The sequence below is a fragment of the Kineococcus sp. NBC_00420 genome (assembly GCF_036021035.1).
Taxonomy (GTDB): domain Bacteria; phylum Actinomycetota; class Actinomycetes; order Actinomycetales; family Kineococcaceae; genus Kineococcus.
The window spans coordinates 2,063,318-2,089,356 of record NZ_CP107930.1; the positions used below are offsets into that span (position 1 = coordinate 2,063,318).

A 26,039-nucleotide genomic window follows, 5' to 3' on the forward strand; every position below is an offset into this window, starting at 1 on the left:
CGTGCTCAGGCTACCGCCGCCGCGGAGGCTCAAGGACCGCCGCGCTCCTGCCGACCAGAGGACGTGGACACCGCTCGCGCCCGACGCCGTGTGAGCACGTCCGTGCTCTTCGACGTCGGTGTCTTCGCGGCGGGACTGCTCGTGCTGGTGGGCGCCGCCCTGTGGTGGCACGCGACCGGGGCCAACCGGGACGTCTTCACGGCGCTGGCCTTCTGCATCCCCGTCGGCTGGGTCCTCACCCGCTTCCCGCTGATGGTGACGAGCGTGGCCACCGGCATCCAGGTGCCCTTCGCCCCCGTGCTGCTGTTCTACCTGCAGACCTTCTACGACACCCCCGTCGCGCTGCTGGCCTGGCCGCTCACCGCGCTGCCCGCGTACCTGGTCGACCGGCGGGCCTGGACGAGCCGGCTCTTCAACGCCGGTTCCTCGATCGTCTCCAGCCTGCTCGCGACCCTGGTCGTCGCCGCGCTGCAGCCGCTCGACCCGGTCCGTCCGGCGCAGCTGTTCGCGGTGCTGGCCGGGGCGGCGACCTACTTCGCCGCCGACACCCTGCTCTCGGCCGTGTCCATCGCGATCGAGTACCGCCGGACGCTGTTCGAGGAACTGGCCGACCCGGGCGCGCTCATCGGTGGGGCGCTGTTCCTGCTCGTCTCCGTCCTCGGCTACCTCGCGGCGGCCGTCAACATCGCGATGCCCACGTGGATCGCCTCGCTGATCCTCGTGCCCGGGATGGCCGTCGTTGTCGCGGCGTGGGCGTGGCGACGCGCCCACCAGAGCCGTGCGCAGCAGCGTCAGCTGTTCGAGGCCGCCGTCCGCATCCACGCGGTGACCACCGCGGACGACCTCGTGACCGTGCTCGAAGCACAGCCCGCGACGCTGGTCTCCGGCGGGCGCCTCGCGGTCCGGACCCAGCCCCCCGGTCCTGGCGAGGTCGGGTACGAGCTCGGCGACGAGGATCCACTGCGCTGGATCGTCGCCCCCCGGGCGAGCAACCGGGAGGGTCAGCAGTTCGACGAGGTCGCCCTGGCCTCGCTGGGCTCGCTGGCCTCGGCCGCGCTGGTCCGGCTGCGACTGGCCGCGGAGGCGGAACGGCTGGCCCTCGTCGACCCGCTGACCGGGCTGCCGAACCGGCGGGCCTTCACCAGCCGGCTGGAGCAGGCCGTGGGCGCGGAGTCGGCCATCGCGGTCCTCTTCGTCGACCTCGACGGGTTCAAGGCCGTGAACGACACGCTCGGGCACGCGGCGGGTGACGAGCTGCTCTGCGAGGTCGCGGACCGGCTGCGCAGCGCGGCCGGGGCCGGCGGTTTCGCCGCCCGGCTCGGGGGCGACGAGTTCGCCCTGGTCCTGCCCGACCTCTTCCCCGGGGTCGCCGACGACACGGCCGAGGCCGTCGTCGTGGCGCTGCGCACGCCGTTCCTGCTCTCCGCCGGGCCGGCCACGATCAGCGCCAGCGTGGGGCTGACCGCCTTCGAGGACGGCGACGACGCCGACTCGCTGCTCTCCCGGGCCGACGCCGCGATGTACGCGGCCAAGCGCTCCGGCGGCGGGCGGTGCGTCCTCGCCGAGTGACGACGGGCTGCGGGACGGGAGGCGGGACGGGAGGCGGGACGAGGTCCTGGGGAGTCCTCGCGGAGATCCGGTGACCGGCACCCCTCGACGGGGGTGCCGGGCCACCATCGGAGAGTGACGACCTCGACGCGGCGGGCAGTGCTCGCGACCGGTGCCGGTGTGCTCGTCGTGGGCGGGGCCGCGGTGGCCCTGGAGGTCCGGCCCGTCCGGAGCCGGATCCGGACGACCCTGGGCATCGGGCAGGTCGCGGACCCCGTGCCGTCGGCCGGGGCCGGGGAACCCGTCTTCGCGACCTTCGACTCCGCGGCCCGCGCTCGCCCGGTGACCTGGGGCTGGGCGACTCCCCCGGGCGTGGCCCCGGCCGGTCTGCCGGTGCTCCTCGTCCTGCACGGCCGCGGTGACGACGCGCGCGCCGCGTTCACCCAGCTGGGCGTCCACCAGTTCCTCGCCGCGCACGTCGGGGGCGGTGGGTCCCCGTTGGCGGTGGTCTCCGTCGACGGCGGGTCGAGCTACTGGCACCCCCGCGCGAACGGTGACGACCCGCTCGCGATGCTGCGCGAGGAACTGTTCCCCCGGCTCCACGACACGGGGTTCGACCTGTCCCGCTGGGCGGTCGCGGGGTGGTCGATGGGTGGCTTCGGCGCCCTCCTGCTGGCCCGGGAGGTCACCGCGGGACGGTTCCCCACGTCGGGGGAACTCGTCGCCGCGGCCGCGGGGAGCCCGGCGTTGTTCGCCTCCGCCGGGGCGACGTCGGCGGGGTCCTTCGACGACGCCGCCGACTGGCGGGAGTTCGGCGACCTGGTCCCCGGCCCGGCGACGGGGTCGGTCGCGCTCTCGGTGTCCTGCGGGGTCGACGACCCCTTCCGGGAGCAGACCGAGGCGTACCGGGCGGCCTGCGATCCCGCCCCGGCGGGCGGGATCGGCGACGGCGCCCACACCATGGGCTACTGGCGCAGCCTGGTCCCCGGGTGGTTGCGGTTCGTCGACGTGCAGCTCGCGTGAACCGTCACGGGGCGGACGATCGCGGGGCGGACGATCACCGTGCGGACGTCTTCTCGCGAGCCTGCGCGAAGTCGCGCGGACGGAACCGGCCCTCGTGCAACCGGCTCTCGATCTCCTCCAGGCTGTGCCCCGTGAGCTCGGGCATCTTCCGGTACAGGAAGACGAACGAGACGACGTTGAACGCGGCGTAGAGCCAGAACGTCTGGCCCGTGCCGATCGTGTCGATGATGCTCAGCAACGACAACGTGATGAGCAGGTTCGTCCCCCACAACGACGCCGACTGGGCGGCGGCGCCGGCGGACCGGGTGGCGAGCGGGTAGATCTCGGAACCCGTGAGCCACCCCATGAGCTGGATCCCCCCGGCGGTGAAGGCCATGAACGCGACGAGGGTGGCCACGATCCACGGGACCTGCGCCTTGCCGTCCTGGCCGGTGACGAAGAACGTGCCCAGCACGATCAGCGACAGGGCCGCCCCCGGGAGCGTGATGAGCGTGAGCCGACGCCGGCCGACCCGGTCGATGATGGCGAGGCCGATGAGCTGGGTGAGCAGGTAGGTGGCGCCGAGGGCGACCGAGACCTGCAGCGCGGCGCTGTCGGAGAACCCGTTGTCGGTGAGGATCGTCGGGGAGTAGTAGACGATCATCTCGATCCCGGACAGCTGGGTGAAGATCGCCAGCCCGCAGCCGACGATCAGCGCCGGCCGCACCCACGCCTCGCGCAGTCCCCGCCAGCCCTTGGTGCTGGCCTCGCTCTCGGCGTGCACGAGCCCGCTGATCTCGCGCAGTTCCCCGTCCACGTCGGCGCGGTCGGGACGGACGCGCTCGAGCGCCTCACGGGCCCGGTCCTCCTGGTCCGACTTCAGCAGCCAGCGCGGGCTCTCCGGCAGGCGGAGCATCAGCAGGAACATGATCGCCGCCGGGACGGAGGCCGCGCCGATCGAGATCCGCCAGTCCACCTTCTCGCTGGCTCCGACGATCGTGGCGATGAGGATGCCGACCCCGATGGCGATCTGGAAGCACAGGACGAGGCGACCGCGGTACTTCGTCGGCGACAGCTCGGCGACGTAGGTGGGGGCGGTCTGGGTCGCGCCACCGACGGCGAACCCGAGCACGAGCCGCGCGAGGGAGAGGGTCACGGGATCGGGGGCCAGCGAGGCACCGAGCGTGCCGATCACGAAGATCACGGCCACGACGAGCAGGGTTCCCCGACGGCCCCGGCGTTCGCTGAGCCGACTGCACGTGAGGGCCCCGACCACCGCGCCGGCCAGGATCGAGGCGGCGATGACCTGTTCCCAGCCGTTGCCGGTCTCGAAGTCGTCACTGATCTGCAGCAGGGCACCGGAGATGATGCCGGTGTCGTAGCCGTAGAGCAGACCCGAGATGGCCGACACCAGGGCGACCACCACCACCGCACCGGTCAGGCCACCACCGCCGTCCGCGGCACGATCCGACCCGTGGTGCTCGGTCATGGGGTTCCTCCGACGTCATCGTGGGCGGTTTCCTGTTCTCAGGTGCGAAACGTCCAATACAAGCACTCCGCCCGGCGTCCCGCCCGTCGAGGGATCTGAGACGATCCACTCCCCGGACCGTCCGACCTGCGAGGAACCCCGTGACCGCCAGCTCCCTCTTCGACGTCTCCGGCCGCCTCGCCCTGGTGACCGGTTCCACCCGCGGCATCGGGCGCGCCCTGGCCGAAGGTCTGGTCCGGGCCGGGTGCGACGTCGCCGTCAACGGACGGAGCGCGGAGGCCGCGGAGCGGGTCGCCGCCGAACTCAGCGCGCTCGGTCCGGGCACCGCCCACGCCTGCGCGTTCGACGTCACCGACTCCGCCGCGGTGGACGCCGCGGTCGCCGCGCTGGAGGAGGTCGCGCCGATCGACGTGCTGGTGAACAACACCGGGATGCAGCAGCGGAAGCCCTTCACCGAGTTCACCGACGACGAGTGGCAGCGGCTGCTCGACGTGAACCTCACCAGCGCGTTCACCGTGGCCCGGGCCGTGGCCGGGCGGATGGTCCCGCGCGGGCGGGGGAAGATCGTCAACGTCCTGTCCGTGCAGAGCGAGGTCGTCCGCCCGGGGATCGCGCCCTACGCCGCCACCAAGGGCGGGCTGAAGATGCTGACCAAGGGCATGTGCGCCGACCTCGGCGGGTACGGGATCCAGGTGAACGGCCTGGGTCCCGGGTACTTCGCGACCGAACTCACCGCGGCCCTGGTGGCCGACGAGGAGTTCACCGCCTGGGTCTCCGGGCGGACCCCCGCCGGCCGCTGGGGCGACGTCGCGGAACTCGTGGGCCCGCTGCTGTTCCTGTGCTCCGACGCCTCGGGTTTCGTCAACGGGCAGACGCTGCACGTCGACGGCGGGATGCTCGCGGTCCTCTAGCCCCCACTCCGTCGCGATCGAGCACAGTCCTCGTCGCTCAGGTTCCGTCACGCCGGAGTGGAACGAAGAGCTTCTCGCAGAGCGGATCGAGCCGACTTCCGCTCCAGTCGATCCGGCGAGGGTGGGGCGCGGGGTCAGCTCTCGAGCTCGGCCAGCGCGTCGTGGGCCTTCGCGACCTCACCGACGCGGTGCCGACCTGCACTGCCACGTCGGGCGAGGACACCTTCGGCCAGCACGGCGACCGTCGTCATGACCGCGGCGTAGCTGTCGAAGGCTCCCGGACCGTCGACCGGGACCACGAGCCGGTGCGCGACGGGGGCCGCGGGTGGCCCGGCGGCGGGATCGGTGAGCAGGACGCACGGGATCCCGAGCTCCGCGGCCAGTTCCAGCACCGCCGGGACCGCCGGTGTCCGACGCCGGAAACCCACGACGACGAGGAGGTCCCGCGCGTCGAGTCCCGCGACCTCCTCGGCAACGGTCTGTCCCGGCAACGGCGCGACGGAGACGTCAGGCCGGGCCTGGAGGAGCTGTTCACGGAGGTGCAACGCCACCGGGTAGCTGTTGCGCCAGCCGAGGACGAGAACCCGCCGGGCCGCCGCCAACGTCGTGACGACGCCGTCCAGGTCGGTGGCAGAGAGGTTCTCCGCGGTCCGGGTGAGGTTCTTGACGTCGTGCGCGACGTGCGTCGCGACCGGCCCTGGGCTGCCGTCGGGGAGACCGCCCGTCGGTACCCCCCGGGCCCGCAACGACCGCGCGTCCACCCTGGCCTCGGCGTAGGAAGTGAAACCGAGCCGCCGGAAGAACCGGCTGACCGTCGCCTTCGAAGCACCGGAGAATTCCGCCAGTTCCGCGCCGCTGAACCCGGCCAGGTCGTCGGCCCGTTCCAGGACCACCTCGGCGACCTGACGTTCGGAGGGGGTGAGGTCGGACCACACCGCGTCGATGCGGCCCCTCACACCCGGCTCGTTCACGCCCGGTTCGCTCATGCTCGTCGGCGGGCCACGTCGAGCACGGTGGCCTCGAACGCGTCGATACCGATCGCCACGTCCTCGAGGGTCACCTTCTCCCCCGGGGCGTGACTGATGCCGTCCTCGCAGCGCACGAAGATCATGGCGACGGGGGTGACGGCGGCGATGGCCATGGCGTCGTGCCCGGCCCGGCTCCAGATCGTCAGGGGTTCGGGGTCACCGGTCGCGGCGATGCCGGCGGTGACGGACTCCACGAGGTCGGCGTCGCAGTACACCCCCGCCGCGGCGTGGACCTCGATGAGTTCGAAACCCAGTCCGCGCAGGCCGCAGAACTCCTGCGCGTAGGCGGTGATCGCGTCGACCAGGACGTCGCGCTGCTCGTCGTGCTCGGCCCGGACGTCGAGGGTGAACTCGACCAGACCGGGGACGACGTTCACCCCACCGGGGAAGGCCTGCAGCCGACCGACGGTGGCGATGCCGCCGAGTTCCACGGCGAGGCGCTCGACGGCGAGCACCACCTGGGACGCACCGACGAGGGCGTCCTTCCGCTTGCCGTAGGGAGTTCCCCCGGCGTGGCGGGCCTCACCGACGACGCGGCCGGTGAAGCGCCGGGCTCCCGCGATCGAGGAGACGACCCCCAGGGGGCGCCCGGCGGCCTCGAGGTGCGGACCCTGTTCGATGTGCAGTTCCAGGTACCCGACGAGTTCCTCCGGCCTCCGGGCCGCCTCGCCGATCCGGGCGGGGTCGAGGCCGAACCGTTCCGCCGCCGACCGGACGCTGACGCCGTCGCGGTCGGTCCGCTCCCACCAGTCCTCGTGCCAGTTCCCGGCGACCGCGAAGCTGCCCGTGAGCGCGGTGGAGAACCGGGTGCCCTCCTCGTCGGAGAACGCGACCACCTCGAGCGCGAACGGCAGTTCCGCGGCGCGCGGGACGAGTCGGGCCGCGACCTCGATCGCACTCACGACGCCGAGCATCCCGTCGTAGCGTCCCGCGTCGGTCACGGTGTCCAGGTGCGAACCGAGCACGAGCGCGGGCAGCCCGGGTTCGCGGCCCTCCAGGCGTCCCCACTGGTTCCCCGCCTGGTCGCGCCAGGTCCGCATCCCGACCCCGGCCATCCACCCAGCGGCCATCTCGTTGACCCGGGCGTGCTCGGGCGAGAGGTGGACGCGTTCGATCCCGTGTCCGATCGCGGAGACCGCGGCGAGTTCTTCGCAGCGGTCCATCGCGCGCTGTGCCGCACTCACCGGGCGTAGACCTCCTGCGCCGCCACGGTTCCGCCGCCGGGCGCCACGTCCGCACCGTGCGCACGGAGCACCTGTTCGAGGGACGCGAGCGTCACGAGGACGGTGTCCTTGCGGGCGTTGTAACCCATCGTCCCGATGCGCCAGACCTTGCCGGCGAGCGGGCCGAAACTCGTGCCGATCTCGATGCCGTAGTCGTTCAGCATCTCCGCGCGGACGGCGTCGCCGTCGACCCCGGCGGGGATCAGGACGGCCACGACGTTGTGCATCTTGTGCTCGACGTCGCCGTAGACCTCCAGCCCGAGACCCCGGACGCCGGCGAGCATGGCGTCGCCGTGCAGCCGGTGCCGGGCGATCCCGTTCTCGAGCCCCTCCTCGAGCACCAGCCGGGCGCACTCCCGTGCGCCGTAGAGCATCGTGGTGGCCTCGGTGTGGTGGTTCAGCCGCTTCTCGCTCCAGTAGTCGAGGATCATCCCGAGGTCGAAGTAGTTCGAGCGGATGCGGGCCGGGCTCGGCAGGGTGTCCTCGTCGGACTCCGGGTCGGCGCGCAGCCCGGCCTCCACGCTGTGCCGGGCCCGGATCACCTCGACGGCGCGCGGGGACAGCGAGACCGGGGAACTGCCCGAGGGACCACCGAGGCACTTCTGCAGACCGGCGGTGGCGGCGTCGACCTCCCACGCGTCCATCTCGAAGGGGTTCCCGGCGATCGAGGCCGTGCAGTCGACGTAGAGCAGGGCGTCGTAGCGGTGGCACATCGCGCCGACCCCTTCGAGGGGCTGGTTCATGGTGGTCGAGGTGTCGCCCTGGACCATCGCGACGAGCTTCGGCCGCACCTCGCGGACGGCGGCCTCGAGGGCCTCGAGGGTGAACACCTCACCCCAGGGGACCTCGATGGTGTGGACCTCCGCGCCGCAGCGTTCGGCGACCTCGCGCAGCAGGTGGCCGAAGCGGCCGAAGACGGGCACGAGGACCACGTCGCCGGGCGAGAGGAGGGACACCAGCGCCGCCTCGATGCCGGCGCGCGAGGTGCCGTCGACGAGGACGGTCGCCTCGTTGGTGGTGCGGAACACCTCGCGGTAGAGGGCCTGCGTCTCGTTCATGTACGCCGTCATCGCCGGGTCGTACTGCCCGACGAGCTGGGCGGACATGGCGCTCAGGATGCGCGGGTCCACGGTGATCGGCCCCGGGCCCATGAGCAGTCGCGGCGGCGGCGCGACGGGCGCCCCGACCGAGGAGCGGAGCAGGCCGGGGTTCAGGAGCGGGATCGACTGTTCCACGACATCGACCTTATGCAACGATCGTTCCAAAGACCAGCCCTGAGGAGCCTCCTGTGACGGTCCACCTGCTTCCCTCCACGCCGAGCACCGTCCGGTGGGGCGACCTGCCCTGCGCCGGGGACCGCCCCGTGCTCGAGGTCGACCCCGGCGACGTCGTGGTCGTCGACACCGTGAGCCACGAGGGGATCCTCGAGGACCAGGGCCGCGACCCGATCGCCTTCTTCACCGCCCGCGGGATCGACGCGGCGGCCGTCCTGGCCGACGCCGTCGAGATCGCCCGTTCCGTCGCGCACGACCCCCTCGTCCAGGGCCCGCACGTCGTGACCGGCCCCGTCCGCGTCCGGGGCGCGCGACCCGGCGACGTGCTGTCGGTGACCGTCGAGGCTCTGGAACTGCGCGCGGACTACGGCGTGGTCAGCAACCGGCACGGCCGGGGTGCCCTGCCCGGGGAGTTCCCGCTCGGTGGTGTCGACGTCGTCTCCGTGCTGGCCCGGGTCGAGACCGACCCCGACACCGGTCTGCGCCGCGGCAGCCTCCCCGCCGGCCCGGACACCGACGTCCGGGTGCGGTTCCCGCTGAGACCCTTCCTCGGTCTCATGGGGGTGGGGACTCCCGGCCCGGACCACCTGCACTCCGTCCCGCCGGGGATGCACGGCGGGAACGTCGACGTCTCGGCGCTCGGGGTCGGCTCCACGCTGCACCTGCCCGTCCAGGTCGACGGCGCGTTGTTCTACACCGGCGACCCGCACTACTCCCAGGGCGACGGGGAGGTCGCGCTGACCGCCTTCGAGGCACCGCTGCGCGCCACCCTCCGCCTCGACCTCGTCCCCGCGGACGCCGTCCGGGTCCGCGACGCGCTGTGGGGGGAGACCCCGGAACTCCTGGTGCCCATCGGCATCGACCTGGACCTCGGCGAGGCCATGCGGAAGTCGGTCCGCACCGCGATCGCCCTGCTGGTCGACCTCGGGATGGATCCCGCCCACGCGCTGGCCTACCTCTCCGCCGCCGGCGACTTCGCGGTCTCCCAGGTCGTGGACCGGGTGAGCGGCGTGCACGGGACGATCCGCAAGGCCGACCTGGTGGAACTCAGCCGGCTCCGCGACTGACGTCGTTCACCACGGGATGACCCCGTCGTCCTCGAAGAACCCACCCGTCGGTCCGCCGTCGGGCAGGGTCGCCAACCGGATCGCCGTCGCCGCCCCCTGTTCCGGGGTGCGGATCCCGCGGTGACCGTTGAGGTCGGTGGCGACGAAACCCGGGCACGCCGCGTTGACGAGGACGTCCGTCCCGGCGAGTTCCTGGACGTACTGCAGCATCACGGCGTTGAGGAACGTCTTCGACGGCGCGTAGGCCACCGCGACGGGGCCGGTGGTCGTCGCGCTCCCCGCACCGGCCTGGCGGGTCAGCGAACCGACGCTGCTGGAGAGGTTCACGATGCGCGGGGAGGGGGACCGGAGCAACAACGGCAGCATCGCGTTGGTGACCCGGATGACCCCCAGGACGTTGGTCTCGACGACCGCACGGACGATGTCCAGGTCCACCCCGATCGGGTTCTGCGGCATCCCACCGGTGATGCCGGCGTTGTTGACCAGCGAGTCCAGTCGACCCCAGCGTTCCTCGACCGCTGCGGCCGCGGCCGCGACGCTGCTGTCGTCGGTGACGTCCAGCGCGACGCCGAACGCGTCGACCCCTCGCTCCCGCAACCTCGACACCGCCTCCTCCCGTCGGAGGCTGTCGCGGGCTCCGACCCCGACGCTGAAACCCGACGCCCCCAACCCGGCGGCGATCTCGAACCCGATGCCCTTGTTGGCCCCGGTGACCAGGGCGACCTTCTGCTCACTCATGCCGACGATCGTGCGGGCGCAACGGTTCCCGGGTCCAACACCGTCCCGGTCACGACCGATACCCGTGGAGTATCGATGGGGGTAGCCTTCCCGGATGGAGACCCGGGAACTGCGCTACTTCGTCGCCGTCGCCGAAGAGCTGCACTTCGGTCGCGCGGCGGAGCGACTCGGCATCGCGCAACCACCCCTCTCCCGAGCCATCAGCCGGCTGGAACGTCGGTTGGGGACCCCCCTCCTCCTGCGGACCAGTCGCTCGGTGACGCTGACCGAGGCGGGTGGCGTCCTGCTGCACGAGGGACGGGCCGCGCTCGACGCCGTCGAAGCGGCAGAGGTGCGCACCCGCCGCGCGGCGACGGCCGAACCCTCCGTCGTCCTCGCGACCAAGGCCGCGGCCTCGAGCGAACTCCTCGCGAAGCTCCTGCACGCCTACGCCGCCGAACCCGGGGCCGCACACGTCGAGGTCCTGCTCTGCGGTCCCGCCGAGCAGGAGCGGCTGCTGCGCACCGGCCGCGCCGACGTCGCGATCCTGCACCGCCCGTTCGACGACACCCGGGGTTTCGACACCGAGGAACTGCTGACCGAGGGGCAGGTCGCGATCCTCCCCGCGGGCCACCCGCTCACGACCCGCCGCACCGTCCGGCTCGCGGAACTCGACGGGCAGGCGGGACTGCCGATGCCCCGCTGGCCCCGGCCCGACGGGAGCTACCCCGACGGGCCCGGGCCCGAGGTCCGCGACCACGCGCAACTGCTGCAGCTCGTCGCCCTCGGTCGCACCCTCACCGTCGCCCCGGAATCGGCCCGGTCGCAGTTGCGCGACGACGTCGTCGCCGTCCCGGTCCTCGACGCACCGGAGGTCACGACGGTCATCGCGTGGCCGCCGAGCAGCCGGTCCCGCGCCGTGGCCGACCTCGTCCGCACCGCGACCCGCCTCTAGGGTCGACAGGTGCCCGCGCTGCCGTTCACCCAGGTCGACGTCTTCTCCGAAGAACCCCTCAGCGGGAACCCGGTCGCCGTCGTCCACGACGCCGACGACCTGACGAGCGGGCAGATGCAGCGGTTCGCGAACTGGACGAACCTGTCGGAGACGACGTTCCTGTTGCGTCCCGGTTCCTCCGACGCCGACTACCGGGTGCGCATCTTCACGACGGAGGAGGAACTGCCGTTCGCCGGGCACCCGACCCTCGGCTCGGCGCGGGCGTGGCTGACCGCGGGAGGGACCCCTCAGACGCCCGGAACCGTCGTCCAGGAGTGCGGGGCCGGCCTGGTCGAGGTGCGCGTCGAGGAACCGCACCTCGCCTTCGCCGCACCGCCGCTGTTCCGGGAGGGCCCGCTCGAGGCGGAACTCCTGGAACGGCTCGTGGCGGGCCTCGGGATCTCCCCCGCGGACGTCGTCTCGGGCGCACACCTGCACAACGGACCCCGCTGGGTCGTGCTGCAGGTGACCGACGCGGCAACGGTTCTGGGTGTGGTACCGGTTCCGGGTCCACTGGTCGGCCTCGACGTGGGGGTGGTGGGGCGACACCCCGCCGGGCACGAGGCGCAGGTCGAGGTCCGGGCGTTCCTCAGCGACGGCCGGGCAGTCGCGGAGGACCCCGTCACCGGCAGCCTGAACGCGGGGATCGGGCAGTGGCTCACCGACCTCCCGCCCCGCTACGTCGCGGCGCAGGGAACGGCGATGGGTCGGAGCGGACGGGTGCACGTCGAGCGGGACGGTTCCCGGGTGTGGGTCGGCGGCGCCACGACCGTCGTGGTGTCCGGGGTCGTTCGACCCTGAGGTCGGTCAGCCTTCCTGGTCCCGGATCCAGAGACCCATGAGCCTGCTGAAGAACTGCAGGAGTTCTTCGGCCGGCGTGCCCTCCGGGTCGGCGAGCTCGGCCAGGGCCAGTCCGTCGACGAAGACCCCGACGAACCCGGCGAGCACCTCCGGGTCGACGTCACCGCTGCCGTCCGGCACGTGCGCCTGCACCCAGGGGTCGGTGACCGAGCGCGCCGCCTCCCGCATCGCGCTGTACTGCTGCCGGGCGATCTCCGCCCGCCCCTCGGACCGCAGCGACCAGGTGGTCAACTCGTAGAGGGACAGGCGGCGGCCCCGGTCGAAGGACTCCTCCGCGGCGAGGGCGGCGCGCAGTCGCCGGAGCGCGTCCTCCGCCGGACCCTGGGCGACTCCGGGGGCCACGTCGCGTCCGGCGCCCTGCACCTCGCGCAGGTGGGCGAGGGCGACCTCCTGCACCAGTTCGTCCTTGCTGGCGAACCAGTAGTGGACGGTGCCCAGCGGAACCCCCGCCTCCTCGGCGATGCGGCGGGTGGTCGTCGCGGCGACCCCGTCACGGCCGACCACCCGGGCGGCGGCGGCGATGAGCTCGTCCCGCTTCGCGGCCGGGTCTCGACGGGTTCTCGGTGGCGCCATACCCGGGATGGTCGCACACCCGTCGCGGCACCGGACAAATTTCCGGTCAATTGACCTGGACGCTTGACCAGAAGGTGACCGTGCGCGCATCGTGTTCCTGCACAGCCCGACTCCTCTCCCCCCCACCTCCTGGAGGTCCTGATGTCCACCCCCTCGCCGCCCCTCGGCCCGCTCGAGGACCGGGGTGACGCCGTGCTCGTCGTCGGCGCCGGACCGGCCGGACTCGCGGCCGCCCGGGCCCTGCGGGCCCGCGGGCTGACCTACGACCACGTCGACCGCCACGGCGTCGGCGGGATCTGGGACATCGACGCCCCCGGTTCGCCGATGTACGAGGCCGCCCACTTCATCTCCAGCCGCACGTTGTCGGGTTTCGAGGGTTTCCCGATGCCCGCGGACTACCCGGACTACCCCCACCACCGTCAGGTCCTCGCGTACCTGCGCGCCTTCGCCGACGCCTACGACCTCAGCGACCGGGTCGAGACCGGGGTCGAGGTCCGTGACGTCGACCGGTCCGGCGACCGCTGGCGGGTCACGCTGGCCGACGGCCGTCGGCGGGAGTACGCGGGGATCGTCTGCTGCAGCGGCGCCCAGTGGTTCCCCGTGCTGCCCGACCTGCCGGGTGAGTTCGCCGGTGAACTGCGGCACAGCAACACCTACCGCAGCGCCGACGAGGTCCGCGGCCGGCGGGTCCTCGTCGTCGGTGGCGGCAACAGCGGGTGCGACATCGCCGTCGACGCGGCCCGGACCGCCGACCGCGTGCTGCTGAGCATGCGGCGCGGGTACTGGTTCATCCCCAAGCACGTCTTCGGACGACCCTCCGACGTCTTCGCCGCGGGCGGCCCGCACCTGCCGGTCCGGTTGCAGCAGAAGGTCTTCGGGTGGGTCCTGAACCTGCTGAACGGTCGTCCGGAACGGTGGGGCCTGCAGAAACCCGACCACCGGCTCTTCGAGACCCACCCCGTCCTGAACAGCAACCTGTTCCTCGCCCTGCAGCACGGGGACGTCGAACCACGTCCCGCGATCCGTTCCGTGGACGGTCACCGGGTGGTGTTCACCGACGGTCAGGAGGCCGAGGTCGACACCATCATCGCCGCGACCGGCTACCGCCACGCGGTTCCCTACGCCCAGCGCTTCCTGGGCAGCGACCAGCACCCCGACCTCTACCTCACGAGCTTCTCCCGGCAGTACGAGGGCCTGTTCGGCATCGGTTTCACCGAGACGAACTCCGGGGCGTTCAAGCACTTCGACGCCCTGGCGCAGATGATCGCGAGCCACCTGGACGACCGCCGGAACCGGCCGGAGCAGTACCGGGGCTTCCGGCAGTTCATCGCCGACGACACCCCTGACCTCACCGGCGGGCTCTCCTTCGACTCCTCCGCACGCCACCAGGGCTACGTCGACGCCGATGCCCTGACCCGGTACCGCGCCGCGGTCGGACGCCGGTTCGGGTGGCGCCTGCAGACGGGCACCCGCCGCGACCTCGCCGGGGTGCGGTCGTGATCCGGCAGGCGGCACGGGCGCTCACCGGACTGCTGCGGGCCCCGGGCTTCGACCCCCGGGGCAAGGTGGTCGTCATCACCGGCGGCGCCGGCGGCATCGGCAGCGCCCTCGGACGCCGACTGGCCCGCGACGGGGCGAGCATCGCCGTGCTCGACCGCGACGCCGAGCGCTGCCGGCAGGTCGTGGCGGACCTCCCGCGGGTGGGGACCGCCCACCACGAGGGTTTCGTGGGTGACCTCACCGACCCGGCGCAGGTGAGTGAACTCCTCGACGACGTGGGCGGCGTCTACGGGTACGTCGACGTGCTCGTCAACAACACCGGGATGACCAGTGCCGAACGGTTCGCGGACCGGTCCCTGGAGTCGATCGACCACGAGCTCCTGGTGAACCTGACCTCCCCCCTCTACGTCACCCGCGCGGCGATCCCGTTGCTGCGCAGAGCGAGCGACCCGCGCATCATCTCCACGGTCTCGCTCGCCGGGATGATGCCGCAGGCGGAGACGCCGATCTACTGCGCCTCCAAGTTCGGCCTCCGCGGAGCCATGCTCTCCATCGCCCTGGACCTGGAGCCGCACATCCGCGTCTCCTCGGTCCTGCCCTCGGCCACCGACACCCGGATGCTGCGCCAGGAGGCCGTCGACGGGGGCAACGCCCTGCAGTTCCAGTCACCCCCGCAGAGCGCGGAGGACGTCGTGGACGCCGTGGTGCGGTTGCTGCACAGACCGAGGTTGGAGGGGTACCCGAAACCGCGGGAGGCGCGCCTCGTCCGCGCCGCGATGGCGTTCCCGAACCTGCTCCCCGTGGCGCTGTCCTTCTTCGAGGGCAAGGGCGAGGCGGGTCGCCACCGCTACCTGGCGGAACTGCAGCGGCGGGGTGACGTCGTCGAGGTCGACGGCCGGCTGGTCCTCCGGTGAGCGTGATCGTCCTCGTCGACCCGGCCACCGGTGAAACCGTCGGCACCTCCCCCGTCCAGGGTCCGGCAGAGGTGGACAAGGCCGTCCGCGTCGCCCGCGAGCGGGTCCGGGAGGGGATCTGGTCGGCGCGTCCGGTCCGGGAACGGGGCGCGGTCCTGCACCGCCTCGCGGACCTGGTGGAACGCGACGCGGACCACCTGGCGGGCCTGGACTCCCGCCAGTCGGGTCGGCCGATCACCGAGGTCCGGGAGAACGACCTGCCGGGTGCGGTGGAGTCGCTGCACTGGTTCGCCGGTGCCGTCGACAAGCTCACCTCCCCCGTCACCGGCGGGCCGAACGGGGGCACCGGGCACGCGCTGTCGTTGACCCTGCTCGAACCCGTCGGGGTGGGCGCGGCGATCCTGCCGTGGAACTACCCGCTGGCCATGGCGGCCTGGAAGGTCGGGCCCGCGCTGGCCGCGGGCAACAGCCTGCTGCTCAAACCCGCCGAGGCGACCCCGGGATCCGCCCTGCACCTGGCGGAACTCGCCCGCGAGGCCGGGCTCCCCGACGGCGCGCTGACCGTCCTCACCGGAACGGGCGCCGACACCGGCGCGGCCCTGGCGGGTCACCCCGACATCGACGCGATCTCCTTCACGGGTTCCACCACCGCCGGTGCGGCGATCCTGCGGGCGGCCGCGGACAGCGGGTTCAAGCGGGTGACGCTGGAGATGGGTGGCAAGAACCCCCAGGTGGTGTTCCCCGACGCGGTCCGGGGAGTCGGCCCCGGGGAGTTCGACCGCCTCCTGGACCACGTGGTCGAGTCGGCGTTCCTCTCCAGCGGCCAGAACTGCACCGCGGGCTCGCGGATCCTGGTCCACGAGGACGTCGCCGAGGAACTCCTGTCCGCTCTGCTGGAACGAGTGGCCACGCTGACCGTCGGCGACCCCGCGGACCCGGCCACCCGGCTCGGGCCGCTGATCAGCGCCGGGGCCCGCGACCGCGTCCACGGTCTCGTGCTGCGGGCCGTGGCCGCGGGGGCCCGTGTCCTCACCGGCGGAACCCCCTGCCCCGGTCCGGGTTTCGGCTACCCGGCCACGGTGCTCGTCGACGTGGCCGCCGGGGCCGAGATCGAACGCGAGGAGGTCTTCGGACCCGTCGTCACCGTCTCCACGTTCCGGACCGAGAGCGGGGTGGTGGCCCGGGCCAACGACACCCGCTACGGCCTCGCGGCCTCGGTGTGGACGCGCGACGTGGACCGCGCGCTGCGCCTCGCCCGGTCCCTCGACGCCGGGATCGTCTCGATCAACGCCTACAGCGAGGGGGACGTCGCGACCCCGTTCGGCGGTTTCGGGTCCTCCGGGTTCGGCGCCCCGGAGAAGTCGCTGGAGGCCTTCGCCCAGTGGACCCGGCGCAAGGCCGTGTGGCTGCACGCCGGTGGGTCACCGGCGTGAGCGGGGACACCGCCGCCGACCCGCCACCGACGCGGTGGGTGCTCACCCTCACGCTGGCCTGGCTGGGGTTGTGGATCGCCCAGTTCGCGCCGCTGCAGGTCCTGCTGCCGGGGCTGACCTCCCGGGTGGTGACGTCGACGTCCTGGATCCGGGTGGTCCTGGTGTTCGGCGTGGTCGCGGGCGTCGCCGGCGGGGTGGCCGCAGTGGTCGTCCCGCGGGTGGGTCGCTCCCTGGACCGCGCCGACGGGAGCGGGAGCGGACACCGGGCGTGGTTCGCCACGGCGGTGGGCGTCTGCGTGGTGGGGCTGGTCGCGCTCGGCCTGCAGACGACGGTGGTGGGGGCGACGCTGGCGTGGTCGGTGGCCCTGCTGGGGCAGTGCGCGGCCGGCGTGGTCCTCACCACCGCACTCGCCCGCCACGTGCCGCCGCGCTACCAGGCCACCGTCTCCACGGCCGTCGCGGTGGCCAACGCCGCTGGTGTCGTGCTGGGAACGGCGCTCGCCGGGGCGAGCGGGGACGACTTCGCGCGGGGAGGAGCGCTGCTGGCCCTGGCGGTGCTGGTGACCTGCCTGCCGTTCGCCCTGACCCGGCCACCACCGCGGGTCGACACCGTCACGACCGCCGCGGCGCCGGACGGGAGCGGACCGGGGCCGGCGACGCGCTCGCGACGACCGCTGCGGGTCGCGTTCACGGCTCGGAGCCTGCTGACCCTGGGGAACGCGCTCGGGACGACCCTGCTGCTGTTCTTCTTCACCTACGACCTGCACCTGCCCGACGCCGAGACGTTCCTCGTCGAGGTGGTCGTCGTCTACGTGGTGGCGACGGTGCTCACCGCCGCCGTCTGCGGTCCGCTGTCGGACCTGCTGCAGGCGCGGCGGGTCTTCCTCGTGGCCGCCGGCGTGCTGCAGGCCGGGGCGGCCCTCGTGCTGGCCCTCTCCCCCACCCGGACGGACGTCGTGACCGCCGCCGTCGTGATCGGGGTCGGGTGGGGCGCCTTCATGGCGGTCGACCAGGCCGTCGTGGCCACGGTCACCGACGGGGTCGAGGGACGGGGACGTGACGTCGCCGTCCTCGGGGTCGCGTCCTCGTTGCCCCAGAACCTCGGCCCGCTGCTGGCCTCGCTCGTGGTCGCGGCGGCCGGTGGGTTCGCACCGCTGTTCCTCGTCGCCGCGGTGGTGGTCCTGACCGGCGGGGCAGCCGCCGTGGCCCTGCCCCGCGGTCCCGGCCGGGTCAGGCGAGCGGGCGCGCCGGTCGCCACATCGAGGCCGGGCCGGTGACGGTCCCGAGCGCCTCGACGGTGGCCAGGAAGCGGAACCCGAAGGACTCGTAGAGCGTCCGGCTGCGGGGGGTCGACGCCTCCAGGTAGGCGGCCGCCCCGGCGGCGTCCACCTGACGCAGCCGGGAGGCCAGCAGCGTCGACCCCACCCCGAGACCCCGGGCGCCGTCGCCCACCCCGATCGCGGTGAGGTACCAGTGCTCCGGGACCGGGCGGTGCCGCGCCAGCACGGCCTGGTTGGCCAGGGCACGACGGATCCCCCTCCAGCCCAGCGCCTTCCAGAAGGTCGGGAGCTGAGCGACCTGCGCCGGGAGGTGACCCGCGCTCCCGGGGGCCTCCCAGGCCGCCGCACCCAGCACGCGCCCGTCGGGACCCACGGCGACGTCCACCGCACCGTGGCGCAGGGCCCCCGACGCCAGCACGGCCCCGAAGAAGCCGCGGGTGCGCCGGTGACGCTCGGGTCCGGTCCCGGTGAACGTCGCCATCACGGGGTCCGCGGCGAAGGCGGTGGCCAGGACGTCGGTGACGACCTCGAGCTCACCGGGCGCGGCGGGGCGCACCTCGACGACCGGCGGGGCGGCAGCGTCCTGGGGGGTGAGCGGGGTCGGGAGCACGGGTCCTCCTGGTCGTGGCGGGTCCCTGGTCCGGGACTCCTCCACTGTAGGCAGATATCTGGTCACTTGACCAGTTCATGTGACCAGATGGCCCCGCGCCCCGCAGTCAGACCAGCTTCATCGCCTCGATCAGGGTCGTCCGCAGGATCTGCTCCATCTCGTCGAACTCCGCCTGACCGGTGGTCAGCGCCGGCGCCACCTGGATGACCGGTTCGCCGCGGTCGTCCGGACGGGCGTAGAGACCGTTCCGGAACAGGGCCGACGGCAGGAACTGCTTGATGAGCGTCTCGCGCTCCCCGAGGTCGAACGTCTCCTTCGTCGTCTTGTCCTTGACGAGTTCGACGGCCCAGAAGTACCCGTCGCCCCGGACGTCGCCCACGATGTCCAGGTCCAGCAGCTTCTTCAGGGTGTCGCCGAGGGCCTGCTCGTGGTCGAGGACGTTCTGGTTCAACCCCTCGCGCTCGAAGATGTCGAGGTTCGCCAGCGACACCGCCGCCGACACCGGGTGCCCGCCGAAGGTGTACCCGTGGGGGAAGAAGTTCTTGCCCTCGAGGAAGGGCGCCATGATGCGGTCCGAGGCGATCATCGCGCCGATCGGGCCGTAGCCGGAACTCATGCCCTTCGCGCAGGTGATGATGTCGGGCTGGTAGCCGAACTTCTCGCAGGCGAACATCGTGCCGTGGCGGCCGAAACCGCAGATGACCTCGTCCGAGACGAGCAGCACGTCGTACCTGTCGCAGATCTCCCGCACCAGCTGGAAGTAGCCGGGCGGCGGGGTGAGGCACCCACCGGAGTTCTGCACGGGTTCGAGGACGACGGCCGCGACCGTGTCGGGACCCTCGAAGAGGATCGCCTCCTCGATGCGGGCCGCGGACCACCGGCCGAACTCGACCGGGTCGGTCGGGGCACCCATCCGCTCGGCACGGTAGATGTTCGTGTTCGGCACCCGGAAACCACCCGGGGTCAGCGGTTCGAAGGCCTGCTTCATCGCCGGCAGGCCGGTGATCGCCAGCGCCCCCTGCGGAGTCCCGTGGTAGGCGGTCGCCCGCGAGATGACCTTGTGCTTCAGTGGTTTCCCGGTGAGCTTGAAGTACTGCTTGGCGACCTTCCAGGCGCTCTCGACGGCCTCGCCACCCCCGGTGGTGAAGAACACCCGGTTGAGGTCACCCGGGGCGTAGGACGCCACCCGTTCCGCGAGCTGGATCGCGGGTTCGGTGGCGTAGCCCCAGACGGGGAAGAACGCGAGGGTCTCGGCCTGCTTGGCCATGACCTCGGCGAGTTCCGCGCGACCGTGCCCGACCTGGACGACGAACAGGCCCGAGAGGCCGTCGAGGACCTTGTGACCCTGGTCGTCCCAGACGTAGGCACCCTCGCCCTTGACGATGACGGGAGCCGGCCTGTCCTGGTAGGCACCCATGCGCGCGAAGTGCATCCACAGGTGGTCGCGCGCGGCGGTGGTGAGGTCGGAGGACCCCGCACCCTGGACGACCTGCTCGGTCACGGTCATGCCGAACCCTCCTCGAGTTCCAACGACGACGTCTGCGGGGGTTGTCCGCCGGGGGTTGCCCGTCGATCCTCCCACCCTCCCGCCGCAGATGACAGGGGCACCAGCGACGCATCGTCGGTGCTGCGCCAGGACCACCGACGAACCGTCGGCGTTAGCCTGCCCCCGTGCTCACCGTCGCGGACGTCCTGGCGCTGCCCGTCCTGGCCGCGGGCGGCCCCCGGGTGCGCTCCGGCGAGGACCGCCTCGGGGTGCGCGTGCGGTGGGTGCACGTCAGCGAGCAGACGGAGGTCGCCGGGCTCCTGGGGGGTGGCGAACTGCTGCTCTCCACCGGCATGGGGCTGCGCGACGTGGACCTCGCCGGCTACGTCGCCTCCCTCGTCGACGCCGGCGCCGTCGGCCTGGTCGTCGAACTCGGCGACCACCTCGCCGCCCTGCCGCCGGCGCTGGTCCGCGCCGCCCGCGCCGCCCGGTTCCCGCTGGTCGAACTGCACCGGGTGGTCCGGTTCGTCGAGGTGACCGAGCAGGTGCACGCCCGATTGCTGGTGGACCAGCACGAGCGCCTGCGCTTCGCCGAACGCGTCCACGCCTCCTTCGCGGGGCTGAGCACGACGGGGGCCACGACGGCGGAGGTCCTGGACCGGGCGGCGGAACTCCTCGACGGGCCCGTGGTGCTCGAGGACGTGGCCCACCGCGCGGTCGCCCACGTCGCCGGGCCGGCGGGGACGGCGCAGGTGCTCTTCGACTGGTCGCGGCGCTCGCGGCGCGAGGGCGGCCACGAGGGGTGGTCGACGGCGCCGGTGGGCGCACCGGGCAACCGCTGGGGCCGACTCGTCGCCCCGGGCCCGAGCGGGGGCCGCGACGCGGTGCTCGTCCTGGAACGCGCCGCGGAGGTCCTGACGGTGCTGCGGCTGCTGTCCCCCGAGGGGGACCGCGACCTCGCCGACCGCGCGCACGCGGACCTCGTGCAGGACCTGTTGCGGGCCCGCCCCGTGGACGAAGCCGCACTGCGCCAACGGGTCCGCGCCCTCGGGTTGCCGACCCGCGGGGGTTTCGCCGCTGCGGCCGTGCACACTCCCGGCGGCGCGGACCGGGCCACGGTGGCGCAGACGCTCGCCCACGTGGGCGGGGTCGGCATCACCGGCGTCCTCGGCCACGACGTCGTCGGCGTGCTGCTGGTGGGACGGGAGGACGCGACGGCGACGTTGCTGCCGCGGCTCGCGCAGGCCCTCCCCGCCGCGGCCACCCTCGGCGCCGCCGGGGTGGTCGGTGAGCTCAGCGCCACGGCGGAGGGTTTCGCCGAAGCCCGTCACGTCGCCCAGGTCGCGGCCGCCGCGCCGCGCCGGGTCCCGGGTGCGGTCCACCGCACCGCCGACCTCGGGGTGCGGGGGTTGTTGTGGCACCTGCGCGGCGACCACCGGGTCGCGCAGTTCGCGGAGGCGCAGCTGTCCTCGGTGCTGGACGCCGTCGACGGTGGCGACGCCGACCTCGCCCTGCTCACCGCCTACCTCGAGGTCGGCGGTTCGATGACCCCGCTCGCGGCGCGGCTGCACCTGTCCCGGCCGGCGACCTACGGTCGGGTGGAACGGCTCGCCCAGCGCCTCGGCCGCGATCTCGACGACCCGGAGACCCGGGTGGCGCTGCACCTCGCGCTGCTCACCCGGGCCCAGCAGGGACTGCTCAGGGACGGGTGAGGAGTTCCCCGCGGGGTTGCGCCCCGAGGTCGAGGAGTTCACCGCGACGCCAGGTCGAGCGCACCGCGCCGGTGAAGGTGCGCCCCTGGTAGGGCGTGACCTTGTTCTTGTGCTGCAACGTCTCCGCGTCCACCATCCACTCCTCCTCAGGGGCGAAGACGGCGAAGTCGGCGACGTTCCCGGCAGCGATCCGACCTCGGTCGGTGAACCCCGCGAGGTCGGCGGTGGCCGAGGACATCCAGCCGACGACGGTCTCCAGCGCGACCCCGCGGCCGCGGGCGGCCGTCCACACGGCGGGCAGGCCGAGCTGCACCGAGGCGATGCCGCCCCAGGCGGCCCCGAAGTCCCCCTCCTCCAGGCGCTTCAGCTCCGCGGTGCACGGGGAGTGGTCGGAGACGACGCAGTCGATCGTCCCGTCCAGCAGCCCCCGCCACAACGCGTCCTGCTCGGCGCGGTCGCGGATCGGGGGGCAGCACTTGAACGACGTGTCGCCGTCGGGGACCTCGGCGGCGTCGAGGGTCAGGTAGTGCGGGCACGTCTCGACGGAGAGGTGGGTGCCGGCCGCCTTCGCCGCCCGGACCTCGGCGAGGCCGGCCGCCGAGGACAGGTGCACGACGTGCACGCGGGCCCCGGCACGGGCGGCCGCCTCGGCGACGGAGCGCACGGCGAGCGCCTCCGCGGCCGGCGGACGCGATCCGACGAAGTCCGCGAAGCGGCGACCACCCGGGTGGGCGTGCGCGCCGATCTCCCCGGCGTCCTCGGCGTGGGCCAGCAGCAGGCCGTCGAAGCGCGCGAGTTCGGTCAGCGCCTCCTGCAGACCGGCGGCGTCCAGGGGCTGGAACTCCTCGATCCCGGAGTCGAGCAGGAAGCACTTCACCCCGAACACCCCGGCCTCGTGCAGCGGTTCGAGCTGGTCGGCGTTGCCCGGCACGGCGCCGCCCCAGAAACCCACGTCGATGACGCACTTCCCCTGCGCAGCCGTCCGCTTCAGCTCCAGCGCCTCGGGGTCCAGGGTCGCCGGGGTGCTGTTCAGCGGCATGTCGAGGATCGTCGTGATCCCCCCGGCCGCCGCGGCGCGGGTCGCCGAGGCGAAACCCTCCCACTCGGTACGCCCGGGTTCGTTGACGTGGACGTGGGTGTCGACCAGGCCCGGCAGCAGCACCTCGTCGTCGGCGAGGACCACCTCGCGGGCCGCGTCCCAGACGTGGTCGAACGCCTCGACGCCGACGACCAGCCCGTCCTGCACCCCGACCGAGACCGGTCGCTGCGCACCGTCCACGACAGCCCGTGCCGCCCGCAGCACCAGATCCACCCGCACGTCCTCGCTCACCGTTCCTCCTCTGCCGTCGACGCCGTTCCGCCCGTGTCCCGTCCGCCCAGTGTGCGGTAGCGCGTCCGGCGCACCGGAGCCGCCGCCGGCGGTGAGGACGACCGGCGGGACCGGACCCGCGCGGTCAGGTTCTCCTGGTGCGCGGAGGCGGTCGCCAGCAAGGCCTCCGCGTCCCCCGCGGCGAAGGCCGCGAGCATGGCGGCGTGCTCGGCGTGCAGGTGCGCGGCCTCGGCGGGGGCGAGGTCCTCCATCGGCCGGTACGGCTCGGTGAGGTCCCAGATCCGGTCGAAGACGGCCAGCAGTCGCGGCATCGCGGACGGCCGGGTCAACGCGACGTGGAACGCACGGCTCTGGTGGTGGTACTCGCGTTCGTCCCCGTCGGCGACGGCCTGCTGCAGCTTCTCGTGGGCCTCCCGGGCGGCGGCGACGTCGCCGGGGCGGACGAGCCGGACGGCGACGGCGAGCGCCGCGAGTTCCAGCGTGCCGCGGACGTCGAAGAGTTCGGCGAGTTCCCCCTCGGCGAGCAGGGTCACGGTGTACCCGCGACGGGGTTGGTGCTCGACGAGCCCCTCCCCCACGAGCGTCATGAGGGCCTCGCGCACCGGGATGCGGCTGACGTCGTGGGTGGTGGCGAGGACGTCGACCTCCAGGGCCGAACCGGGTGGGACGATCCCCTCGACGATGTCGTTGCGGATGGCGTCCAGCACCGGACGACCGCTCCTACCGGCCGAGACCACCCGACGACCGACCTCCTCCACCCGCGCCTGCGCGCAGGGGCCATCCCCGCACGTCCTTGGCTCGGGGCGGAGCGTAGCTGCGGACCTTGGAGGTGGACAGCCCCAGGGCGACCAGCGATTCGGCGAGGCGGGCACCGGCGGCGACCCCGTCGACGACCGGCACGGCCAGCGCGGCGGTGACGGTCTCGTGGACGCCGGACATCCCCGCGCAGCCGAGCAGGACGACCTCGGCGCCGTCCTCCTCGACGAGGCGGCGGGCCTGCTCGACGAAACCCTTCGCGGTGACCTCGGGGTTCGCCTCGAGTTCCAGGACGGGCAGGTCGACGCTGCGGATGCCGACGCAGCGCCCCGCGAGGCCGGCGAGCAGCAACCGGTCGTGGATGGCGGGTGCGGCCCGATCGAGGGAGGTCACGACGCCGTAGGTCCGCCCGAGCAGGCACGCGGTGTGCGCGGCGGCCTCGGTGATGTCGACGACGGGCACGTGCAGGACGTCCTGCAACGCCTCGCGACCGACCTCGCCGAAACCGGCGTGCACGACGGCGTCGAACTCGCCGTCGTGGTTCTGGACGGCGTCGAGGACACCGACGGCGGAGAGGTAGCTCTCGAAGTTCGACTCGACCGAGGCCGGGCCGAAGGTGGGGGTGAGCGCCACGATCCTGGTCGTCGCCGACACCGCGGCCTGCGCGGAACGCCGGATGACCTCGGTCACCGCCTCGGAGGTGTTGACGTTGACGACCAGGATCGTGGGCATCAGACGGTTTCCCGGCTCGGGATGGAGTTCTTCAGGGCCAGGTAGAGCAGGAACGAGATCGCGGCCCCGATGAACCAGCTGAACGACGCGGCGGTCGGGTTGGTGAAGAACACGATGACGATGCCGATGACCGCGGCCACCGCGGTCGCTGCGACCGCGACGGGGTTCCAGCCCTTCGTGTAGTGGTAGGTGCCCTCGGGGCTCATCGTGAACAGGTCGTCGACGACGACCTGCTGCTTCTTGACCAGGTAGTAGTCGGCGATGAGGACCCCGTACAACGGCCCGATGAACGCACCCAGCGTGTCGAGGGTGTAGTGGATCGTCTCGGCCGAGTTGTAGAGGTTCCACGGCGTGATGAGGACGGAACCGACGGCGGCGATCATCCCACCCGTGCGCCAGGAGATCTTCTGCGGTGAGACGTGCGAGAAGTCGAACGCGGGTGAGACGAAGTTCGCGACGATGTTGATGCCGATGGTCGCGATGATGAAGGTCAGGCAGCCCAGGATCGCGACGGTGATGTCGTCGAGGCGGTAGACGGTCTCGACCGGGTCGGTGATGAGCTGGCCGTAGACCGGGATCGTCGCCGAGGCCGTGACGACGCAGAGGACGGCGAACACGAGGAAGTTCACCGGCAGGCCGAGGAAGTTCCCCCGCTTGACCGCGGCCATCGACGTCCCGTACCGGGCGAAGTCGCCGTAGTTCAGCATCGGCCCGGAGAAGTAGGACACCACCAGCGCGATGGCCGAGATCATCATCCCCACCGCACCGATCCCGTGGTGGGTGATGTTGCCCAGGTTCAGCGAGACGTTCGAGGGGCCGGCCTCGGTCACCAGGTAGGCGGCGAGGGCGAACATGACCACGTAGACGGCGGGACCGCAGAAGTCGATGAACTTGCGGATCGCGTTCATCCCCCGCCAGAACACGAGGGCCTGCAGGACCCACATGACACCGAACGCGGCCCAGCCGATCGTGCTGAGACCGACGAACCCGTGCTGGGCCTTGTCGGCGTAGGGCGCGAGGTCCGGGTCGATCTTCAGGACGAGCAGCACGAGGGCGTTGGAGGCGAGGAAGGTCTGGATGCCGTACCAGGCCACCGCGATGAGCCCGCGGATGACGGCGGGGACGTTGGCACCCAGCACCCCGAACGTGACCCGGGAGACCACGGGGTAGGGAACACCCGTCGCCTGGCTGGGTCGCGCGACGAGGTTGCAGAGGAAGTACACGATGACGATCCCGACCAGCAGCGAGATGAGCACCTGCCAGGCCGCGAGCCCGAGGGCGAAGAGGCTGCCGGCGGTCACGTACCCGCCGACGCTGTGCACGTCGGACATCCAGAAGGCGAAGAAGTTGTAGGACTTCCAGCTCTGCTGCTTCAACGGGGCGAGATCGGAGTTCGTCAGGCGCGGGTGGTATCCGTCCTTGATGAGGCCGTCCCCTGCTGCGTGCGAATGGCCGGTGAGTTCCACCTCGGCTCGCGTCACCTCGGTCATGGCAGCTCCTGCGCTTCGTGGTGCGTGTGGGGCCCGTCTCGGGCGCACCGGCGGGACCGGCGCTGGAACGACGCTATTGACCTCAGGTTTCGCGCTTGTAACCTCGCGG

23 protein-coding genes are annotated in these 26,039 nt (G+C 72.6%); 11 read left to right on the forward strand and 12 right to left on the reverse strand.

Features of this window, described 5'->3' with window-relative positions; genetic code table 11:
- Nucleotides 1–90 precede the first annotated feature (90 nt).
- Complete coding sequence (locus tag OG218_RS10090) at nt 91–1,569, forward strand: GGDEF domain-containing protein (RefSeq protein ID WP_328293085.1); 1,479 nt, start codon at nt 91–93, stop codon at nt 1,567–1,569.
- 114 nt (nt 1,570–1,683) lie between these two features.
- Nucleotides 1,684–2,571, forward strand: a complete 888-nt coding sequence (locus OG218_RS10095; RefSeq protein ID WP_328293086.1) for an alpha/beta hydrolase — start codon at nt 1,684–1,686, stop codon at nt 2,569–2,571.
- Between the two features lie 34 nt (nt 2,572–2,605).
- Here OG218_RS10095 and OG218_RS10100 read toward each other — a convergent pair whose 3' ends face one another.
- Nucleotides 2,606–4,039, reverse strand: a complete 1,434-nt coding sequence (locus tag OG218_RS10100) for a sugar porter family MFS transporter (RefSeq protein WP_328293087.1) — start codon at nt 4,037–4,039, stop codon at nt 2,606–2,608.
- 140 nt (nt 4,040–4,179) lie between these two features.
- Here OG218_RS10100 and OG218_RS10105 point away from each other — a divergent pair, with 140 nt between their 5' ends.
- Nucleotides 4,180–4,950: an SDR family oxidoreductase gene (locus OG218_RS10105; RefSeq protein WP_328293088.1), complete on the forward strand. Its 771-nt coding sequence runs from the start codon at nt 4,180–4,182 to the stop codon at nt 4,948–4,950.
- A gap of 134 nt (nt 4,951–5,084) precedes the next feature.
- Here the strand turns inward: OG218_RS10105 and OG218_RS10110 are convergent, their stop codons facing one another.
- The 3 genes from OG218_RS10110 to OG218_RS10120 are packed head-to-tail and all read right to left on the reverse strand — an operon-like array spanning nt 5,085 to nt 8,352.
- A complete protein-coding gene (locus OG218_RS10110) occupies nt 5,085–5,906 on the reverse strand; it encodes a MurR/RpiR family transcriptional regulator (RefSeq protein WP_328293089.1) in 822 nt (273 codons plus the stop codon).
- Between the two features lie 26 nt (nt 5,907–5,932).
- The gene (locus OG218_RS10115) at nt 5,933–7,141 is read right to left on the reverse strand and encodes an allantoate amidohydrolase (RefSeq protein ID WP_442906484.1); all 1,209 of its coding nucleotides are present in this window, start codon (nt 7,139–7,141) and stop codon (nt 5,933–5,935) included.
- 17 nt (nt 7,142–7,158) lie between these two features.
- Entirely contained in the window at nt 7,159–8,352 is a 1,194-nt protein-coding gene (locus OG218_RS10120) for a pyridoxal-phosphate-dependent aminotransferase family protein (RefSeq protein WP_380162376.1), read from the reverse strand.
- A gap of 137 nt (nt 8,353–8,489) precedes the next feature.
- On the opposite strand from OG218_RS10120, the gene OG218_RS10125 reads away from it, so the two are divergent.
- Complete coding sequence (locus OG218_RS10125; protein ID WP_328293092.1) at nt 8,490–9,542, forward strand: acetamidase/formamidase family protein; 1,053 nt, start codon at nt 8,490–8,492, stop codon at nt 9,540–9,542.
- A 6-nt stretch (nt 9,543–9,548) separates the two neighbouring features.
- On the opposite strand, the gene OG218_RS10130 is transcribed toward OG218_RS10125, so the two are convergent.
- The gene (locus OG218_RS10130) at nt 9,549–10,280 is read right to left on the reverse strand and encodes an SDR family oxidoreductase (RefSeq protein WP_328293093.1); all 732 of its coding nucleotides are present in this window, start codon (nt 10,278–10,280) and stop codon (nt 9,549–9,551) included.
- A 94-nt stretch (nt 10,281–10,374) separates the two neighbouring features.
- Between OG218_RS10130 and OG218_RS10135 the strand changes: the two genes are divergently transcribed.
- Together OG218_RS10135 and OG218_RS10140 are read left to right on the forward strand one after the other, a co-directional pair.
- Nucleotides 10,375–11,214 carry a LysR family transcriptional regulator gene (locus OG218_RS10135; protein ID WP_328293094.1) on the forward strand — a complete coding sequence of 280 codons (840 nt, stop codon included), beginning with the start codon at nt 10,375–10,377 and terminating at the stop codon, nt 11,212–11,214.
- 9 nt (nt 11,215–11,223) lie between these two features.
- Entirely contained in the window at nt 11,224–12,054 is an 831-nt protein-coding gene (locus tag OG218_RS10140) for a PhzF family phenazine biosynthesis protein (protein ID WP_328293095.1), read from the forward strand.
- A 6-nt stretch (nt 12,055–12,060) separates the two neighbouring features.
- Here the strand turns inward: OG218_RS10140 and OG218_RS10145 are convergent, their stop codons facing one another.
- The gene (locus tag OG218_RS10145) at nt 12,061–12,687 is read right to left on the reverse strand and encodes a TetR/AcrR family transcriptional regulator (protein ID WP_328293096.1); all 627 of its coding nucleotides are present in this window, start codon (nt 12,685–12,687) and stop codon (nt 12,061–12,063) included.
- 141 nt (nt 12,688–12,828) lie between these two features.
- Here OG218_RS10145 and OG218_RS10150 point away from each other — a divergent pair, with 141 nt between their 5' ends.
- From OG218_RS10150 to OG218_RS10165, 4 genes are read left to right on the forward strand one after another with little or no spacing between them, the layout of a single operon-like run.
- A complete protein-coding gene (locus OG218_RS10150; RefSeq protein WP_328293097.1) occupies nt 12,829–14,187 on the forward strand; it encodes a flavin-containing monooxygenase in 1,359 nt (452 codons plus the stop codon).
- Complete coding sequence (locus tag OG218_RS10155) at nt 14,184–15,101, forward strand: SDR family NAD(P)-dependent oxidoreductase (protein WP_328293098.1); 918 nt, start codon at nt 14,184–14,186, stop codon at nt 15,099–15,101. The genes OG218_RS10150 and OG218_RS10155 overlap by 4 nt, the downstream gene beginning before the upstream one ends.
- Nucleotides 15,098–16,534, forward strand: coding sequence for an aldehyde dehydrogenase family protein (locus OG218_RS10160; RefSeq protein ID WP_328293099.1), 1,437 nt, complete (start codon nt 15,098–15,100; stop codon nt 16,532–16,534). The genes OG218_RS10155 and OG218_RS10160 overlap by 4 nt, the downstream gene beginning before the upstream one ends.
- Nucleotides 16,531–17,811, forward strand: coding sequence for an MFS transporter (locus OG218_RS10165; protein ID WP_328293100.1), 1,281 nt, complete (start codon nt 16,531–16,533; stop codon nt 17,809–17,811). Before OG218_RS10160 ends, OG218_RS10165 begins: the two co-directional genes overlap by 4 nt.
- Here OG218_RS10165 and OG218_RS10170 read toward each other — a convergent pair.
- Together OG218_RS10170 and OG218_RS10175 are read right to left on the reverse strand one after the other, a co-directional pair.
- Complete coding sequence (locus tag OG218_RS10170; RefSeq protein WP_328293101.1) at nt 17,765–18,424, reverse strand: GNAT family N-acetyltransferase; 660 nt, start codon at nt 18,422–18,424, stop codon at nt 17,765–17,767. The two genes, OG218_RS10165 and OG218_RS10170, sit on opposite strands and share 47 nt — an antisense overlap.
- Before the next feature lie 106 nt (nt 18,425–18,530).
- Complete coding sequence (locus OG218_RS10175; RefSeq protein ID WP_328293102.1) at nt 18,531–19,931, reverse strand: aspartate aminotransferase family protein; 1,401 nt, start codon at nt 19,929–19,931, stop codon at nt 18,531–18,533.
- A gap of 164 nt (nt 19,932–20,095) precedes the next feature.
- On the opposite strand from OG218_RS10175, the gene OG218_RS10180 reads away from it, so the two are divergent.
- Nucleotides 20,096–21,622: a PucR family transcriptional regulator gene (locus OG218_RS10180; protein WP_328293103.1), complete on the forward strand. Its 1,527-nt coding sequence runs from the start codon at nt 20,096–20,098 to the stop codon at nt 21,620–21,622.
- Here OG218_RS10180 and allB read toward each other — a convergent pair.
- Genes allB through OG218_RS10200 form a run of 4 tightly spaced genes read right to left on the reverse strand, consistent with a single transcriptional unit; the run spans nt 21,609 to nt 25,930 of the window.
- Nucleotides 21,609–22,934: an allantoinase AllB gene (allB, locus tag OG218_RS10185; RefSeq protein ID WP_380162374.1), complete on the reverse strand. Its 1,326-nt coding sequence runs from the start codon at nt 22,932–22,934 to the stop codon at nt 21,609–21,611. The two genes, OG218_RS10180 and allB, sit on opposite strands and share 14 nt — an antisense overlap.
- Before the next feature lie 14 nt (nt 22,935–22,948).
- The gene (locus OG218_RS10190; RefSeq protein ID WP_328293105.1) at nt 22,949–23,659 is read right to left on the reverse strand and encodes a GntR family transcriptional regulator; all 711 of its coding nucleotides are present in this window, start codon (nt 23,657–23,659) and stop codon (nt 22,949–22,951) included.
- A 13-nt stretch (nt 23,660–23,672) separates the two neighbouring features.
- Nucleotides 23,673–24,440, reverse strand: coding sequence for an aspartate/glutamate racemase family protein (locus tag OG218_RS10195; RefSeq protein WP_328293106.1), 768 nt, complete (start codon nt 24,438–24,440; stop codon nt 23,673–23,675).
- Nucleotides 24,440–25,930, reverse strand: coding sequence for an NCS1 family nucleobase:cation symporter-1 (locus tag OG218_RS10200; protein WP_328293107.1), 1,491 nt, complete (start codon nt 25,928–25,930; stop codon nt 24,440–24,442). Before OG218_RS10200 ends, OG218_RS10195 begins: the two co-directional genes overlap by 1 nt.
- Nucleotides 25,931–26,039: the final 109 nt, after the last annotated feature.

Excerpts from the sequence above, each read along its gene's own strand:
- OG218_RS10100 (WP_328293087.1), bottom strand. The coding sequence starts at position 4,039 with ATGACCGAGCACCACGGGTCGGATCGTGCCGCGGACGGCGGTGGTGGC.
- OG218_RS10115 (WP_442906484.1), bottom strand. The coding sequence starts at position 7,141 with ATGGACCGCTGCGAAGAACTCGCCGCGGTCTCCGCGATCGGACACGGG.
- OG218_RS10120 (WP_380162376.1), bottom strand. The coding sequence starts at position 8,352 with ATGGGCCCGGGGCCGATCACCGTGGACCCGCGCATCCTGAGCGCCATG.
- OG218_RS10130 (WP_328293093.1), bottom strand. The coding sequence starts at position 10,280 with ATGAGTGAGCAGAAGGTCGCCCTGGTCACCGGGGCCAACAAGGGCATC.
- OG218_RS10135 (WP_328293094.1), top strand. The coding sequence starts at position 10,375 with ATGGAGACCCGGGAACTGCGCTACTTCGTCGCCGTCGCCGAAGAGCTG.
- OG218_RS10145 (WP_328293096.1), bottom strand. The coding sequence starts at position 12,687 with ATGGCGCCACCGAGAACCCGTCGAGACCCGGCCGCGAAGCGGGACGAG.
- OG218_RS10150 (WP_328293097.1), top strand. The coding sequence starts at position 12,829 with ATGTCCACCCCCTCGCCGCCCCTCGGCCCGCTCGAGGACCGGGGTGAC.
- OG218_RS10175 (WP_328293102.1), bottom strand. The coding sequence starts at position 19,931 with ATGACCGTGACCGAGCAGGTCGTCCAGGGTGCGGGGTCCTCCGACCTC.
- OG218_RS10195 (WP_328293106.1), bottom strand. The coding sequence starts at position 24,440 with ATGCCCACGATCCTGGTCGTCAACGTCAACACCTCCGAGGCGGTGACC.
- OG218_RS10200 (WP_328293107.1), bottom strand. The coding sequence starts at position 25,930 with ATGACCGAGGTGACGCGAGCCGAGGTGGAACTCACCGGCCATTCGCAC.